The sequence below is a fragment of the Rothia sp. HMSC068F09 genome, from assembly GCF_001812775.1.
Taxonomy (GTDB): domain Bacteria; phylum Actinomycetota; class Actinomycetes; order Actinomycetales; family Micrococcaceae; genus Rothia; species Rothia mucilaginosa_A.
On the sequence record NZ_KV810409.1, the window covers coordinates 242,281 to 258,666 of the forward strand.

Genomic DNA, 16,386 nt, shown 5'->3' on the forward strand with positions numbered 1-16,386 from the left:
CATGAAAGCGTATGTTTACCACGGCCCCGACCAGAAGGGCGCCTGGGAGGAAGTCCCGAACCCCACCATCCTCGAGCCCACGGACGTCATCGCACGCGTGGACACCACCACCATCTGCGGTACCGACCTGCACATCCTCAAGGGTGACTGCCCCGAGGTGGAGCACGGGCGCATCCTCGGCCACGAGGCTGTCGGTACCATCACCGAGGTGGGCTCCGCGGTAACCGATTTGAAGGTCGGCGACCGCATCATCATTCCGGCCGTGACCAGCTGCGGCAAGTGCTCGTACTGCAAGGCCAACCGCCCCTCGCACTGCCAGACCGTCGGCGGCGTCGGCTGGATTTTCGGCTACATGATTGACGGTACGCAGGCCGAGTACGTGCGTGTTCCCTACGCAGAGACCTCGGTCCACCTGGTTCCGGAGGGTCTGAGCGACGAGGACGTCCTCTTCCTCACCGACGCGCTACCCACCGGATTTGAGATGGGTATTCTCAACGGCAACACCAAGCCCGGCGATACCGTCGCCGTGATTGGTGCGGGCCCGGTGGGCCTGGGCGCGATTATGACCGCTAACCTCTGCGGTGCCGGTCGCGTCATCACCGTCGACTTCGACGAGAACCGCATGGACAAGGCCCTGGAGCTGGGTGCCACCGATAAGGTCAACGCGGCCGACCCGGACTTCATCGAGAAGATTAAGGCCCTCTCCCCCGACGGCCTGGGCGTAGACGTCGCTATCGAGGCCGTGGGCGTTCCGCAGACCTTCGAGACCTGCACCAAGATTGTTCGCCCCTACGGCAACATCGCGAACGCCGGCGTGCACGGCAAGCCCGTTGAGCTGCCGCTGAACACCATGTGGATTTCTAACGTGAACATCAACATGGGCCTGGTCAACTGCAACACCGTGGGCAACCTGCTGAACATGGTTCGCTCCGGCCGCCTGAACGCCAAGGCCATGGCGACGCACCATTTCTCCTTCGACCAGTTCGAGGAGGCCTACGACGTCTTCGGGCACGCGACCGAGCACAACGCGGTCAAGGTTGTTATCGCTCGCGAGGACGCCCCCACGCCTCGGTAGGCACGCATACCGTCAAGGTCCCGGAACTCCTGTGTTGAGTGTGGGGTTCCGGTGGGATGGTTCATGACACCGTGAACGTCCCTCGATGCGCCCCCGGGTGAGAAAGGGTAGGACTCACCCGGGGAGCGGATCCCCCGTCCGCGGTAGCGGACGGCTCGAAAGACGTGATGCGCCCGCCGGCTACCCGGCGAGATGGCCGGTACGATGCACGACGAGCGCATCGATAGGCTCTTCTGGAACGCGCGGTACCTCCGATTTCGCGCGCCCCCGAAGAGAATAAAGAAAAGGGTCGTACGCTTACGGTTCAACGGCGAACTCGTAGGCTGCGACCCTTTTCTCATGCCCGGATTCCGGCGCTGCGGGGATTTTCTGTACTCCGGGGTTTTCTGTGTTCCGGGCGGGCTATTTAGTTTTTGGGCTTCTCAGCGCCGGGTTCCTCACTGGCGGCATCGTGCGGGATGCGGGTGAACGCCTCCGTGGGGTCGTCTGCCCCGGATACGGCAACTGCTGCGGCGGAGGGTTCGGTGGCACTTCCGGTGACGGGCTCGGTGGGTGCATCAGCCGGATCCTCGGCAGGCGCTTCAACGGGCACCTCCGCAACGATGGGCTCCTCCGAGATAGGCGCCTCCGGAGCCTTCTGCACATCCTCCTGCTTATCCTGAGCCGGAGTCTCTACGGGCTGCCCAGAAACACCCTGCTCGGTAGCTACCGGCTCACCGTGCGCGGAATCCTTCTGCTCATCCTTGTGGGCGTCCTTATGTTCGAGCGTGTAGATGATGCGCGGTTCCAGACGCTCGAAGCCAATCTTAGAACGCACCCAGTTCACGAAGCGGTCGATGCGGTCCTCACCCTCGGTGGTTTCAACAACCCGGTAGTTACGCGGCAGCATCACGCTATCACTGAGCACACGCGGGTACTCGTCAATCTCCTGAATACCCGCCATGTACATATTTTCGCGGAACTGGTGGGCGAACTCCTGCTGACCAAGGAACAGCTGGTCGGCGTAGGTTTTAGCCGCCAGGCGCTCGCTGTAGGCGTGGGCCGAGTCGCGGGAGTTCTTCTTGGACCCGTAAATATCCCAGAAGTAGAAGTACACGTTGTTCGCGATAATGGCCGAGATGATGCGGTTCTGCAGGATGACGAGGGCACCCACGGCGGCCGCGCCCAGGATGAGGAGTATCACGGCCAGCGGGGAGAGCGCAAAGTCAGACAGGTCACCACGGTGGTTCGTGAAGAGGCCAATCAGGTAGGCGATGGTGACCACGATGATGGGCACGCCGATGAAAATCACGGCCAGCGGAACCCAAATGTACAGCAGGGCACGCAGAATCAGGCGGTAGTAGCTAATTGAGTCGCCCATCTGGATGGGGGTGGGCTTGACCGAGGAGTGGGCGCGCTTCATGAGCAGGCTGAAGATACGGTTGCTGTCGATGCCGACCTTACGCAGCTTCGATTCTAGGGAGGCGCGCTTGAGGAAGACCCGGTAATTCTCCAGGACGACGCGCTGATCGGAGGTCAGCTCATCGGCGGGCGGCAGGGCGCTAATTTCCATGCCGGCTTCGGTGAGGAGCTTGCTCCACAGTTCCAGTCGCGCCAGCTCGGAGGGCTTTGCCGCCGCCTGCGCCTGATAGTTCTTATAGGAGATGAAGATGGTGCTGGCACCGATCAGCAGGGTGATGAAGGGTGCAATCCAGTCTTTGAGTCCCATTCCGGCCTTTCTCGTTGAACGCGTGTACCGGGGTTTCGGTCGCCCCGGGTTCCGCGCGCACGCGGGCCGGGCGTTGCCTCGGGTGCAATATCTTCCGGATTCTACCGTACCACCCGTACCTGTGACCGGCTGTGCGCGGGCTAGAAAATCCGCATGACGGGTCGCCGGTTCGCGCGGCGCCCCCGGGGCAGCACCTCCGGGTAACGCAACGCCGCCCGCGCCGGCTTCCGAAGAAGGCCGGGGCGGGCGGCGGACCCATGACGAACGGGGGCGATATTAGTGTTCTGCGTTTAGTGTTCTGCGGGCTTCATTTCGCGAGGAGCCTTGCGGATCATGAGGTAACTGATAACAGCCATAACACCCATGAGCACGGCGCTGAACGCGGAGCTCAGCACCACGCCGGAGTCGAAGGCAGCAAATGCGGAGGAGAGCAGCTGATTTGCCTGCTCGCCACCCACCTGGCTTGCGACCGTCACGGCACCGCCGAGGGTTTCGTGGGCGTTATCGGCGAGAGTCTCATCCAGACCGGCGGGCACGACCACGTTCGCACGGTAGACGGCGGTGAGCATACCACCGATGATGACGGCACCGAGCACCGCACCCGTCTCGTAGGAGGTCTCAGAAATCGCGGATGCCGCACCCGCCTTACGCGGCGGCACGCTGGAGAGCATCAGGTCGTTCGAAATGGTCTGCGCAATACCGATGCCGGTACCGAGCACAATGAAGATCAGGATAATCACCAAGTCGTTGTGCGCACCCAGGAAGGCGAGCACCGCGAACGCGGCAGCGTGGAGCGCCAGACCGAAAGACACCACCTGCGCCGGGTGGAAGTGCACCGCCACGCGCGCAATCACCAGACCGGCGATAATGATCGCCAGGGTACCGGGAATCAGCAGCATACCGGCGTACATGGGCGGCAGACCGGAGACCAACTGCAGGTGCTGGGAGGCGAAGTAGATGAAGCCAACGTCCACCATCATGGAGATGAGGTTTGCGGTAATCGCGCCGGTGAACACGGTGTTGCGGAAGAGGCGCACATCCAGCATGGGCTGAATATCGTTCTTCTCGCGGTTGAGCTGACGCAGCACGAACAGGACAATGAAGCACAGGCCGGCAAGGATGGTGCTGATAGCCACCGCATCGAACCCGGTTTCGGAGGTGTGAGTCAGACCGAAGGTAATGCCGGTCATGCCGGTCATAATCAGCAGGATGCTCAGCGGATCCACCGGGCTGGGGTTCGGGTCCTTCGACTCGGGAACCATAATCGGGGCGAGAATCAGCAGAGGAATCAGAATCGGCACAGCGAGCAGGAACACCGAACCCCAGTCGAAGTGCTCCAGCAGGAAACCACCCACAATCGGGCCCAGCGCCGCACCCGCCGAGAAGCCCGAAGCCCACACGGCAATAGCGATGCGGCGCTCGGTCGCATCCACAAAGATATTGCGAATAATCGACAGGGTTGCCGGCATGAGCATGGCGCCAAAAATGCCAAGCAGGGCGCGGGCAACCACGAGCATCAGCGCGGAGGGCGCGAATGCCGCGAGCGCAGAGATTGCCGCGAAGCCGGTCGAGCCGATGAGCAGCAGCTTGCGGCGACCGATGCGGTCACCGATAGCGCCCATGGGCACGAGCAGGGCGGAGAGCACCAGGGAGTAGGAGTCAACGATCCACAGCTGCTCCGCGGAGGAGGGGCTCAGCGCCTTAGCGATTGCGGGCACCGCGAAGGCAAGCACTGTGTTGTCGATGGAGACCAGGAGCACCGGGAGCATGAGCACACCGAGTGCCGCCCAGCGCTTGGTCTTCTGGTCGGGGGCGTGAATGGGCAGAGCCGTGGTGTGCGGATTGTGATTCGTCATGGGTTGTTTTCGTGCGTCTATAAGGTGTCGGCTGATGCGGCGGACGCGGCGGCATCAGCTCGGCCTGTCTTTTTTGGGGTGGTCCGGGACGGTGTGCTCCCGGCGCGGCCCAACAGGCGAAGATTAACTATACCAACTGGACGGTATAGTTTCAAGCGGTTAGACTGGTACCCATGAGCACTCCCAACCACCGCAAACAACGAGCCAATAACTCTAGCGAGCACATCCTCGACACCTACGTCGACCTGCTGATTCACACCGGAGAACGCGCCGCAACCCTCGACGCCGTCGCCACCGCCGCGAAGGTGTCCAAGGGCGGGCTGCTCTACCATTTCTCCTCCAAGAAGGCCCTGCTCGAGGCACTCGCCGAACGCACCGTCACCCTGGCCGAAGAGGACTTCGCGGCAATGGAACAGGCGCCCGAGGGGGCAAGCACCTACTACATCAATTCCTCCACGCCGGATAACACCCCGTTCGACCGGGCCCTCATTGCCCTCAGCCGCCTGGCTCAGAACAATAATGAGCTCGCCCAGCAAACCCTAGCCCGTGTACAGGAGGGGTGGCACTCGCTCATTCTTGCCGAGCTCGGCGACGAACGCATCGCCCGCGCCGTGCTACTTCTGGGTGACGGAATGTACTACAACGCGGCCTTCGGAGGCGGCTCCGCCAACCCGCAGACCGCCGACATGCTCACGTCCGACCGCGCCGCGCTGGAACGCGCACTACGGGTTCTCAAGGCCGCGGTGGTTGCCGATTAACGACCCCCGCACGCGCGACCACCCCGATGAAAACCCGAGCACCGACAGGCACCGAGGGTTTAAACTGAAGTAATACGTCATCACCCCAACCAAGGAGTTCCCATGATCTTTATTGCCGTAAAGTTCCCCGTCAAGCCCGAATACGCAGACCAGTGGATTGAGAAGACCCGCGCTTTCACCGAGGCAACCCGCGCCGAGGAGGGCAACAAGTTCTTCGAATGGTCCCGCAGCATCGAGGACCCGAACGAGTTCGTTCTGCTCGAAGCTTTCAACGATGACGCCGCTGGCCCGCATGTGAACTCTGACCACTTCCAGCAGGCTCTGAAGGACATGCGCCCCATGCTGACCGCAACCCCGAAGATTGTTTCTCGCCTGGTTGACGGCGAGGGCTGGGACGCTATGGGCGAGCTGCAGATTGACTAGTCTGCACCGCTGATATGCACCCTAGAATTGCATAGTTAGACCCTCGAGCACCCCTCCGCACTGTTCTTGTGGACAGGCAGGAGGGGCGCTTTCGCGTGCGCCACACCTAAACTTTTTCCCCTTGACACAGCACAGATGATGCACGTTTTCTGGGTACTAGGCACCTTGCGTGCATTTTTACCCTATTAACCCCTTAAAATGAGTAGAGTATGCACACCTATCGATACCCATTCGCACAGGAGGCCTGAATGAGCATCGCATCTGAGCCTCTTCCCGGCGCAGTCGCCGTTGAAGAGCACAACGACGTGGACCACTCTTCCGTATCCCTCGCCGTTTCAACCGTTATCCTAGCCCTGCGCCCCAAGGAGAACGAGACCCACCCGACCCTGTGGCTACCGCTGGTTCGCCGCCTCCGCGAGCCCTACAAGGACCAGTGGGCGCTACCCGGCGGCCCCCTTAAGCCGACCCTCTCCCTGGAGGAGGCGGCCGGCTTTACCCTGAAGCGTGCCACCAACCTGGAGCCCGGCTACCTGGAGCAGCTCTACGCGTTCGGCGACGTTCTGCGCGCCCCCGAGGCACGCGCCGCCCGCCTGAGCGGAGCCCCGGTTCCCACCCCCGCCGCCGATCACGAGCGCGTGGTTTCCGTGGTGTACTGGGCGTCGATTCCCGCCACCGAGGTCGCGAACACCCGCGTGCACGAGAACATCCGTTGGTTCCCGGTGGATGAGCTGCCCGAGCTCGCCTTCGACCACAACGAAATCATTGAGTACGCACTCTACCGCCTACAGAACAAGGTCGAGTACTCGCGTATTGCGCACTCCTTCCTGGGCGAGGAATTCACCCTGGCGCAGCTGCGTGAGGTGTACGAGGCAATTCTGGGCCGCACCCTGGATCCGGCGAACTTCCGCCGCCAGATTGCGGCGTCGAAGTCGATTATTGACACCGGCCGCCGCGTGGAGGGCACCCGTCACCGCCCGCCGCGCCTGTACCGTTACAACGACGCTCAGGCGTACGCGGATGCGGGCCCGCTGGGTATGTACCGCGAGCGCCGCGAGGCGTAATAGCGTTTCGCGCGGTTTACGCGCGCAGATTTAATGCTTATAGGAGGGGCGGCACCGCGTGGTGTCGCCCTTCCTTTTGCATTCTCTAAGGGGTATCGGCACTTGTCAGACGGTTTTGCGGGAGGGTGTTTGACTCAGCACCCGCACAGTTTCTATGCTTGAGCCATCAGCTCTCTATCCGCGCTACCCCACCGTGGGGGTAGCCTAAGGGACTGAACATATCGCTTGACCGAAGCCACCCAAGGCACGACCGGGGTGGTATTCGGAATCTAGGAGGCATCGAAGAAATGACCCACCGAGCATAAGCCCGGACCTAACAGTTTTTTCGCGCGCTCACGCAGCTTTTTGCGCAGGCACATTCTCCCTGCGCGCTTCCATTTTTCTGCGTATTTCCGTCAGCGCGCATGCACCCGGGCACAGGTACATCCACCGTTACGCTCGGGTTTTTTCGCGCCCTTAAGGCGGACCTCCTTCTCGTAATCTCCGCAGGGCTTTTACGCCGGCGATTGAGGGACCCGAGCACCTACTCGAAGGAACTCGGCCCATGTCATTTCACATTACACTCGACCATATTTCGTACGCGCACCCGAGTGAGCCCGCACTTTTTGTAGACCTTTCGGCGGTGTTTTCGGCACCTCTGACCGGACTCATTGGCGACAACGGTTGCGGAAAAACAACCCTCATGAGGTTGATTTTGGGCGATTTGACCCCGGATTCCGGTTCTTTGGCGGCACCGGAACGCATGGCGTATCTGCCTCAGGATTTGGGTCTGGATCGGGAACAGACCCTCGCCGAGCTCTGCGGAATCTCCGAGATTCTGCGGGCACTACAGGCAGTGGAATCCGGCGAATACTCCCCCGAACTCTACGACACTATTGGCAATAACTGGGACGTTGAGGAGCGCACTCTGGCGGCTCTTGCGACCTACGGTTTCACCCCGGCGGCACTGGTTGATCGCGATAGTCCGGAGGCGGTTCGCGCGCTCTTTGCTCGCAGTATGCGCAGCTTCTCCGGTGGCGAGGCGGTCATTGCCGCACTTGCCTCGCTGATGGTTTCTGACCCCGAGTTCATTCTGCTCGATGAGCCGACGAACAACCTGGATTCCGCGGCGAAGGCTCAGCTCTTCACGGCGCTGGAGGCGCTGCCCTGCCCGGCGCTCATCATTAGCCACGACCGCGATCTGCTGGAGCGTGTAAACGTGATTGCGGAGCTTCACGCCGACCGCCAGGGGCTGGCGCATCTGCGCCTCTTTGAGGGTAACTACAGCACCTACCGGCAGGCGCTGGACACCGAGCAGCAGGCGGCTCAGCGCCGCGTGAGTGAGGCGAAGAACCGGGTGCGTTCGGCGCATCGCGAGTGGGTGCAGGCACAGGAGATTATCTCGAAGAACATGGCGCAGGTGTGGAAGGACGACCAGCCGGACACGATTCTTGCCCTCGCCAAGGACGCCTCACGTCAGGCGGCGGCAAAGCTTCGAGTTCTGCGCGTCGGCAAGCAGGAGCAGGCTCAGGAGGAATACCAGAACGCCCAGGATGAGGTGCGCGTGCAGGAGAAAATCTATGCCGAGCTGAGCCAGCAGCCCCTACCCGCAGGTCGCAAGGTGCTGGAGCTACATAGGGTTGATTCTCACCGTGTTGATTCTCGGGTTTCACGTGAAACATTTACTGTTCAGCAACCCACTAAGGTTGATTCTCTGCATTTTTCACCCACTGAGACTGATAGTGAGAGCCGGCAGGGAACCCCTGCGGAGTACCCAGAACACCTGATTCTCAGCGGCCCCGAGCATCTGCGCATCACCGGCGCGAATGGCAGCGGCAAGACCACCCTCCTTGAGGCAATTGCCCACGCACAAGACCCGGAGTACCGCTCCCCCGTGCAGCCCGCCTACCGCGTCGACTATTGCCTCGAGGGGGCGTACATTCCTCAGCGCATCACCCTCGACCCGCAGCTGACCCTCCTGCAGAGTGTGCAGCGGGCTAATCCCGGCGTGAGCGAACAGCATCTGCGTGACCAACTGGCGCGCCTGCTCTTCCGCCGAGAGAGCGTGCACCACAAGACCGGTGAGCTCTCCGGTGGTGAGCGTTTCCGTGCCGCGGTGGCGCAGGTGCTTCTGGCCGACCCGGTGCCGCAGCTACTCATGCTGGATGAGCCGACGAATAACCTCGACATTTCTTCGGTGGACTGGCTGGTGCAGGTGCTCGAAGCATACACCGGCGCGCTCATTGTGGTGAGTCATGATGAGGATTTCTGCCGCCGCATCCGCATTGACCGCACGCTGGCGCTCTAGGCCGAATAGCGCCTCGAACCGGCAACCCGGGGCTTAACGAACGGGTGCCCGGCACCTCCGAATGTGGAGGCGCCGGGCACCCGTTCCATTCCTTGCCGCGGTTTGTACGACCCTGCTTCTTACGTTCATGCCGGGCGCGCAGGTGGTGCTGGTGAATGCTGCGGTGGGTTCGGTGGCTTCTGGCGATACTACAGCATCACTCACGTAGGCCACGGTAATCGGTGCCCTCGTGGCGGCGTACCTTCTGGTGCAGCGGGCGAGCAGTCGCTCTTCACCATGACGAAGGCGCGCGTGAATGCCGCCGTGCATCAGAAACTCAATACCACCCTGGCGCGGGTGAATCCCGAGGTGATGAGTGAACCCGAGATGCAGAAGCATCTTCGTGCAGCCCGTGAATCTCTTACGAAGCAGGAGATTCCCACGCAGGCAAATTCCGTGGTGACTCTCTGTGCTGCCGTGGCGATGGTTCTGCTGCTATGCGCGACAATTGCAGGCACGAGCCTTCCGGCTGCGTTCTTTGTGGCGGGACACATGACAATTCTGGTCTCGCACCGTGCCTGGACCCTCCGCCATGCCGACAGTATTTACGTGATGGATGCGGGCGCAATCGTCGAATCGGGAACCTACACCGAACTAATGGCGCGCAACTCACATTTCGCCCAGCTTTTCGCCTCGCAGACGGGGTAATTACTCGGGCGTCTCAACCGCCGCTCCCGGAACGGCAGGGGCGGTTGAGACGCTGAGGGACGTTATTCCGAACACGCGAGGAACCCAATAACATTCCGAAGCTGGCGAAGTAACGAGCCAGAGGGAGCACGCTCCCGCAGCAACTTACTATCCTTGCCTTTGCGTTAACTCTAGGTAGTGCCGGAACAAAAGCTCTAGACGCTGTGATTCAGTAGTGAGTTTCCGCGATGCTCCAAAAGCTTTATCCACCACGCTATCTAAAGCATCGTGAGCCTTACGAAGCTCACGTTTCATAACGCGAGGATTGTACTGATCTGCGAGCGACACACCAGGTTGGAGCGCTCGCGCTTCCAAAACTTTTTGACCGGCGGCAATAATTTTCTGGCGGGTTTTCTCATCTAAGTTAGGTACAGGAAAAGTATTCCATGTAACCGTGTTAGCAAACCGAATACGCGATTCTAAACGGCCTCCTACAGTCTTCTGCCATGTGATAAACATAGACGACGATATTAAAGCAAAAGCAACCCCAGATTGGTCATTAACTGTAAATAATAGATCACTGGCAATCACATTGGATGACATAGGTTGTGCTATGAAGTATTTACGATTTTCACTTACTACTTTTGGAACTCCTAGATAATCGTTCCTAGGTTGACGAGGTTCCCCGAATAGTGTTGGATACTCTGCCAGTTTTCTTGTAGCAGCACGAGTACTTAAAGAACGATGCATTTGACACGCATTGACTCGCTCTTTCAGTATTGATGACTTTGTCAATTCACTAGCTGAGAGATCTTCAAGCCATAGACACCACCGTTCTTTATCGTGAAGAAGCTCTTCACTACCGTAGAACGGTCGCAAGTATTTTGCGGCGATTGGGTCGGCCGCGACCACCGCATAGTCCTGTTTCTTGACAACAAGATGCCCACCATCATTTGCCATACTTCCGAATATAGCTGGAGTAATTACTGGAGAAAGTGGAGTTTTCTGTTCACGTACGAGTACGTTAGGGCCTTCCACAAGGTAGGCATTAATTTGCGACACAGTTTTTTCTTGAGGCTCGCCTTTAGGTGTCTCGTACGAGAATAGCTGAGGCTTTGTACCTCTCTTGCGCGTAAATCCAACAATCACACAGTGAACAGCAGCTTGGCCTGGTGCCTCGGAATCCCACGCAAAAGTCTGGTGAGCATATTTAATATGCCATCCTTCGTGAAAAATTGTGCCGAAGAGTAAGGGAACACTCTGCCCTTGGGCAATAGAGTTAGTGGTTACAAACGCAAATTCTCCAACCCGATCCCGCAGTAAATCTAACGTCTTAATGTGCCAACCGGTAACATAGTCAAGATTCTTGACTCCCTTTGCATTACCCCAAGCCTCAGTAAGCTCTGCTTTCTGGGCCTTACTCATTAAGCGAGCGCCGATGAAAGGAGGATTACCAAAAATATAGGTCTTCCCCTTTGGCTCAGGAATCGCTTTCTTCCAATTCAGACGAAGCGCGTTGTCGTGAATAATATGGGCAGCAATCTCAATCGGTAGGCGATTCGGGGCGTCCCCAAGGGCCTGTGCAAGACGCAGGTTCGCCTGGTGGTCTACCAAGAACATTGCAGTTTCAGCGATCTTTGCCGCCCACCAGTTAATCTCAAAACCATAGAACTGATTGATAGAAAGACGCTGGTCAATAGAAATATCCAGTGAAGCTGTAAACTCACCGCCACGGTTACGCTTCTCAATCAACACGTCGGTCTCAATCTCACGTAGTTTCGCATACGCAAGGTTCAGGAAGTTACCGCCTCCACAGGCCGGGTCACAGAACACATGAGTCGAAAGATCATTGAGGAAATTATCAAAGTCCTTCAAAGAGGTAGTCTTATTGCGAATCAGACGATCCGCCTCTTTGCGAAATTCACTCAGGAACAGTGGTTCAAGAGTCTTCAGAATATTCTTCTCGCTGGTGTAATGCTCGCCCGCAGCACGACGTGCTTCTTTGGATTTGACCAGCTGAAACATAGCGCCAAAGATAGCAACCGAAATTCGATTCCATTGAAAACGGCATGCATCCAAGAGAGCTTCACGGCTCTCTTCTGTGAAGAACTCAGCATCCAACGAATCTTTGAAAATACCGCCATTAACGTATGGGAACTGCGCCATTAAATCACTCATGCGATGAGAACGGCGAGCTGGCGGAGTATTTAACACCTGAAAAAGCTGGTTTAACTGTGGCCCTAGTGATGATGACGTCGTCTCCTGCTCTACCCAGCGATAAAAAAGATCGGCAGGCCACAAACCCGCATCATCACCGTAGAGCAGGAAAAGCAAGCGAGTCATCAGAATCGACGTCTGCTGTACACGCTCATCTTCTTCTTCAGCGTCCTTCGGAGCATCCTCTCCCACCGGTATATCGGTGTCATCGCCTAGAAACGAGGTATAGAGCTCCGCCATAAGATCAGCCGCAACAATCGAAGCTTCTTCCTGCTCCTGCCTTGATACGCTTTCCTTACCAATTAGAAAAACAAATGAGTCGTAATAGTCTGCAATATCGCGGGTAAGAAGCTCAACTTTTGGCTCGGAACCGTCCAGGCGAATAATACGAATACGCTCAAAATCAGAAACCATGCCATATTTCGGGTACTCATTCTGACTAATGGAATCAAGATAGTCGAAAAGCTGTTCCTCTGCCGCGTCAAGATTTTCACCAAGGCTCTTTGCCTCGCCAATAGCGATACCAGACATGAAGAAATCGATATATCCATTTCGCCCAGTGCTGGTGCGCTCCGCGTTGCGTTCGAACAAGCTAATTCGTTCAGGAATAATCCCAAAGCTCCTGAGAAGATCTGACCAAAACTGCTGTGCGTACTGCTTTTCTTGGTTCTTAATATTGTCATCGCGCCATTGCTGAATACGTTCTTGGGTCCAGAACCTTGCAAAGTCTCGCAGATGGTCAATTGCTTTCTGCCGGTCATAGTAGTCAGGTCGCTTAAATACAGCAGACATGGTGCTCCTACCAGTGAGTGTGATATACAAACATCCTTATCATACATAGTCTTTATCTGAACCTTGCAGGTACCTCGTCACCTAGGTTCTGCTCCCGCTTCTACGCCTCCCGCGCACAAGGTCAAGAATCGGGTCGTTTTCCATCCGGAACATCCATATTCTCTAGTGTTAAGACCTTGAACTAGGAGAATCCTTGAGCATCACAGACCGTTCTGCAGCGAGCATAGACCCGATTGAGCAGACCGTCCAGACGGAAAGCACCGAGTTGAGTGCACGGCAGGTACGTTACGCATTACCCAAGCTAATCCAACGAGGTTTTGTAGAACAAAAAGCGCGTTTGGGACGCCGCGGCTCGGTATACCACGCAGTAACCGTCTAGAATCTCGCGTTCTCTGACGCACCACGTGGTTCAGGGATAAACAAACGAACGGGTGCCCGGCACCTCCGAATGTGGAGGCGCCGGGCACCCGTTTCGGTTATTCCGCCGCGGCTACGTCACCGCTTCGGCGAAAACCTTAGATTAGAGGACCAGACCCTTGGTCTGGGACACTGCGCGCTCGAAGCGAGCCTGAACATCTGCCCAGTTCACAATGTTCCAGAATGCCTTGACGTAGTCGCCCTTGACGTTCTGGTAGTCCAGGTAGAATGCGTGCTCCCACATATCCAGCTGCAGAACGGGGATCAGTGCAACGGAGATGTTGCCCTGCTGATCGTAGAGCTGCTCGATAATGAGGCGCTTGCCGACGGTGTCCCACGCGAGGATTGCCCAACCGGAGCCCTGGATGCTCAGTGCAACGCTGGTGAAGTGCTCGCGGAACTTGTCGAAGGAGCCGAAGAACTCGTCGATTGCTGCTGCCAGCTCGCCAGTGGGCTTGTCGCCACCCTCGGGGGACAGGTTGTTCCAGAAGATGGAGTGGTTGGTGTGGCCACCCAGGTTGAATGCCAGGTCCTTGGAGAGCTTGGAGACGTTGCCGTATGCACCGTTCTCGCGTGCCTCTTCAAGCTGTTCGAGAGCTGCGTTAGCGCCTGCAACGTATGCTGCGTGGTGCTTATCGTGGTGCAGCTCCATGATCTTTGCGGAGATGTGGGGCTCGAGCGCCGCGTAGTCGTAGGGGAGCTCGGGGAGGGTGTACTTTTCAGCCATGATGATGCCTTTCATTAGAAAACTTGGCTTGTATTAAAGATTACCAGCGTAGCGTTTACTTTACTTTTCATGAGTTGGGGAGCGTCACATTTATGTAAGACCTCGCTCGAGCCTGTGGATTTTAAGTAAAGACCTTTCCCCACACCTGTGGATAATCCTGTGTATCAACAGGATTTTCAGGTTCGGCACCCTATTCTGCCTTGAAATATCGGGGTATGCACTCATGTGAATAACAGTGCTGTAAGTTCTCCACACTGTGGAAAACTTCTGTGGATAACATCCTATTTTGGGGATGTGCGGGGGATAAACTACAGAATTTTCGCCCTCATTCGAGGCGTTTTTCCTTCTACTAGCCAAAATATTGAGTGCCAACAGGGCCGCCGAGCGATCTTACGCGCCTCCTTACGCCGGAGGCGGTGGATTAAGTGCACAGGGTTATCCACAACTGTGGAGAAAATCTACATCCGCGGATTTAAAGGCGAGAAACCTTTCGGTTTAAGAATTCCCCCTCGGTTTTAACGAGCGCAGAAGCCTGTAATTACAAGAATTTTCCAGCCGCCCAGAATTTTTAAGGCACATCGGTCCCCCTGCGCAGGGAGCAAGAATCACACGCATGTAAGTTCTCCACACTGTGGAAAACTCCTGTGGATAACCTCTTTTCCGACAGGAACGGGGGGAGACAAGATTGGGGAGACGTACCCCCGGAACGCCAGGGAATCAAACTACCCCGAGGAGCCGCACCAGAGTGCCAAATTTCCGTCGACGCCGACGTCGGGGCGTAAAGGGCAAAAGAAAAGAGCATCCCGCGGTGGGATGCTCTTGAGTGAGTGATAGAGAAACGCAATTAAAAAGATACGGTACGGAATGCAGCCCAACCACGAACTGCATCCGCACCGCACATCCGTCGGTAGAAATACGAGTTACTCGTACACCGACGACAATCACCGATAAATAGAGAGTCGAACCTATCGAAGCGAGCTTCCGGTCTCGCCTCGGAGGCTTCCTTCGACCCCGTTATGTAACCAGTGTACACGGTTTCATAACGTCTGCAAACCTAAAACCGGGGTTTTTTTAAAAAATTTGTTATCGTTTTGTTATTTTTCACCCAGGGCAAGTTCTTTGCACTCTCCAGAATTTTCATCAATACCCCTAAAATCCTTGATATTCCGCGGAAGTCACCCGGTGGGCCAAAGATGATTTTTGAGTCATTCTCGTTTATACTTGCGGTGGAAATCTTTTTATAAGTGTCTTGGGTCACTATGCAGATTGCTGTTTTTGCACTTGATGCTTATAAATCGACAACCCTAGCACCCTCCTAAAAATTAGCACCAAAGTGTCAAGTATTACTTGACCGTACCAATTTCAACCTTGAGCGGTTGTTGCTTCGCTACAATGGGTGCCAACCACACCACATCTCTCCCTCGGAGAGTTCCTATTCGATAAAATTCACATCCGATAAAAGAGGAACCGATTCCGTGTCCACACCGACCACACCGCAGCAACCGGACGGCACTGCAAGCCTTGAGTCTCCGCGCTGGCTCTCTGCCGAAGAACGTGAGGGCTGGCTCTTTATCAGCTCCATCATCTTTAACCTCACCCGCCGCCTCGAGAACCAGCTTCAGAGCGAGGCCGGCATTAGCTTCGTCGAGTACATGGTGCTCGCAATGCTTTCCGAGTCAGACGACCTCTCTCTGACCATGACCGAACTGGCCATCACCACAAATACTCTCCCCGCGCGCCTCTCCCGCGTGGTGGCCCGCCTCGAGAAGGACGGCTACGTGCGCCGCTCCCTCAGCGCGGAAGATCGCCGCGTCAGCATCTGTCACCTCCTGCCGGCCGGCCAGAAGAAGGTTCAGGAAGTAGCCCCCGGCCACGTCGCTGAGGTGCGCCGCCAGATTTTTGACCACCTCACCCCCCAGCAGGTCAAGCAGCTTGCGGAGATTGGCGAGGCAGTCCTGGGCAACACCCCCTCGAATGTCATCTCAATCGATGCTTTAAAACGTGGGGAGTACCCCGAGGGCTAAGTGTTGCCCGCGGCGTATTCGAGTGAACACACTCCCCTGCACAACTAAGCACGCCTCCTACCGAGTTCGGCACATCAACCCCTCGGAAGGAGGCGTGCGCCGCTTTAACGGCCCGCCGGCGAAATTCCTGCCACTCAGAGGCCTCCAAAAAGGAATAATCCAAAGTATTACAACGGGTTCCCATGTAATTTTTAAAAATTTTTCTCATCGTCGAAGATTCAAGACCACCCCGCAGAAAACCACAGAGAGGGCCATCAACTTCCCCGCACGAGGCAAGACAAGCGGCCCGACGCATCCGGCTCATGCCCCGTTGTGCCCCGGCATACCGCGGAACTGCGCCCCACTACCCCGCCACGGCCGCGGGTGTGCGTGGTT

Annotated in this window: 11 protein-coding genes; 7 read left to right on the forward strand and 4 right to left on the reverse strand. The window is 57.3% G+C overall.

The window, feature by feature from the left end; genetic code table 11:
- The first annotated feature begins 1 nt into the window (after position 1).
- A complete protein-coding gene (locus HMPREF2874_RS00905) occupies positions 2 to 1,075 on the forward strand; it encodes an alcohol dehydrogenase catalytic domain-containing protein (RefSeq protein WP_070648521.1) in 1,074 nt (357 codons plus the stop codon).
- Between the two features lie 406 nt (positions 1,076 to 1,481).
- Here HMPREF2874_RS00905 and HMPREF2874_RS00910 read toward each other — a convergent pair whose 3' ends face one another.
- Positions 1,482 to 2,783, reverse strand: coding sequence for an NADH dehydrogenase (locus HMPREF2874_RS00910; RefSeq protein ID WP_070648523.1), 1,302 nt, complete (start codon positions 2,781 to 2,783; stop codon positions 1,482 to 1,484).
- Between the two features lie 290 nt (positions 2,784 to 3,073).
- Entirely contained in the window at positions 3,074 to 4,639 is a 1,566-nt protein-coding gene (locus HMPREF2874_RS00915; RefSeq protein ID WP_070648525.1) for an MFS transporter, read from the reverse strand.
- 173 nt (positions 4,640 to 4,812) lie between these two features.
- On the opposite strand from HMPREF2874_RS00915, the gene HMPREF2874_RS00920 reads away from it, so the two are divergent.
- From HMPREF2874_RS00920 to HMPREF2874_RS09450, 5 genes are all read left to right on the forward strand, one after another.
- Positions 4,813 to 5,397, forward strand: coding sequence for a TetR family transcriptional regulator (locus tag HMPREF2874_RS00920; RefSeq protein ID WP_070648527.1), 585 nt, complete (start codon positions 4,813 to 4,815; stop codon positions 5,395 to 5,397).
- 102 nt (positions 5,398 to 5,499) lie between these two features.
- The gene (locus HMPREF2874_RS00925) at positions 5,500 to 5,820 is read left to right on the forward strand and encodes a putative quinol monooxygenase (protein ID WP_005507364.1); all 321 of its coding nucleotides are present in this window, start codon (positions 5,500 to 5,502) and stop codon (positions 5,818 to 5,820) included.
- A 248-nt stretch (positions 5,821 to 6,068) separates the two neighbouring features.
- A complete protein-coding gene (locus tag HMPREF2874_RS00930; protein WP_070648529.1) occupies positions 6,069 to 6,881 on the forward strand; it encodes an NUDIX hydrolase in 813 nt (270 codons plus the stop codon).
- Positions 6,882 to 7,425: 544 nt separating this feature from the next.
- A complete protein-coding gene (locus HMPREF2874_RS00935) occupies positions 7,426 to 9,168 on the forward strand; it encodes an ATP-binding cassette domain-containing protein (RefSeq protein ID WP_141754186.1) in 1,743 nt (580 codons plus the stop codon).
- Positions 9,169 to 9,444: 276 nt separating this feature from the next.
- On the forward strand, positions 9,445 to 9,855 hold the full coding sequence (locus HMPREF2874_RS09450) for a hypothetical protein (protein WP_246823736.1): 411 nt from the start codon (positions 9,445 to 9,447) through the stop codon (positions 9,853 to 9,855).
- Positions 9,856 to 10,002: 147 nt separating this feature from the next.
- Here the strand turns inward: HMPREF2874_RS09450 and HMPREF2874_RS00945 are convergent, their stop codons facing one another.
- Positions 10,003 to 12,843: a class I SAM-dependent DNA methyltransferase gene (locus tag HMPREF2874_RS00945; protein ID WP_070648535.1), complete on the reverse strand. Its 2,841-nt coding sequence runs from the start codon at positions 12,841 to 12,843 to the stop codon at positions 10,003 to 10,005.
- Positions 12,844 to 13,363: 520 nt separating this feature from the next.
- Positions 13,364 to 13,987, reverse strand: coding sequence for a superoxide dismutase (locus HMPREF2874_RS00950; RefSeq protein ID WP_049333763.1), 624 nt, complete (start codon positions 13,985 to 13,987; stop codon positions 13,364 to 13,366).
- Positions 13,988 to 15,462: 1,475 nt separating this feature from the next.
- On the opposite strand from HMPREF2874_RS00950, the gene HMPREF2874_RS00955 reads away from it, so the two are divergent.
- On the forward strand, positions 15,463 to 16,011 hold the full coding sequence (locus HMPREF2874_RS00955; RefSeq protein WP_070648537.1) for a MarR family winged helix-turn-helix transcriptional regulator: 549 nt from the start codon (positions 15,463 to 15,465) through the stop codon (positions 16,009 to 16,011).
- The last annotated feature ends 375 nt before the right edge of the window (positions 16,012 to 16,386 follow it).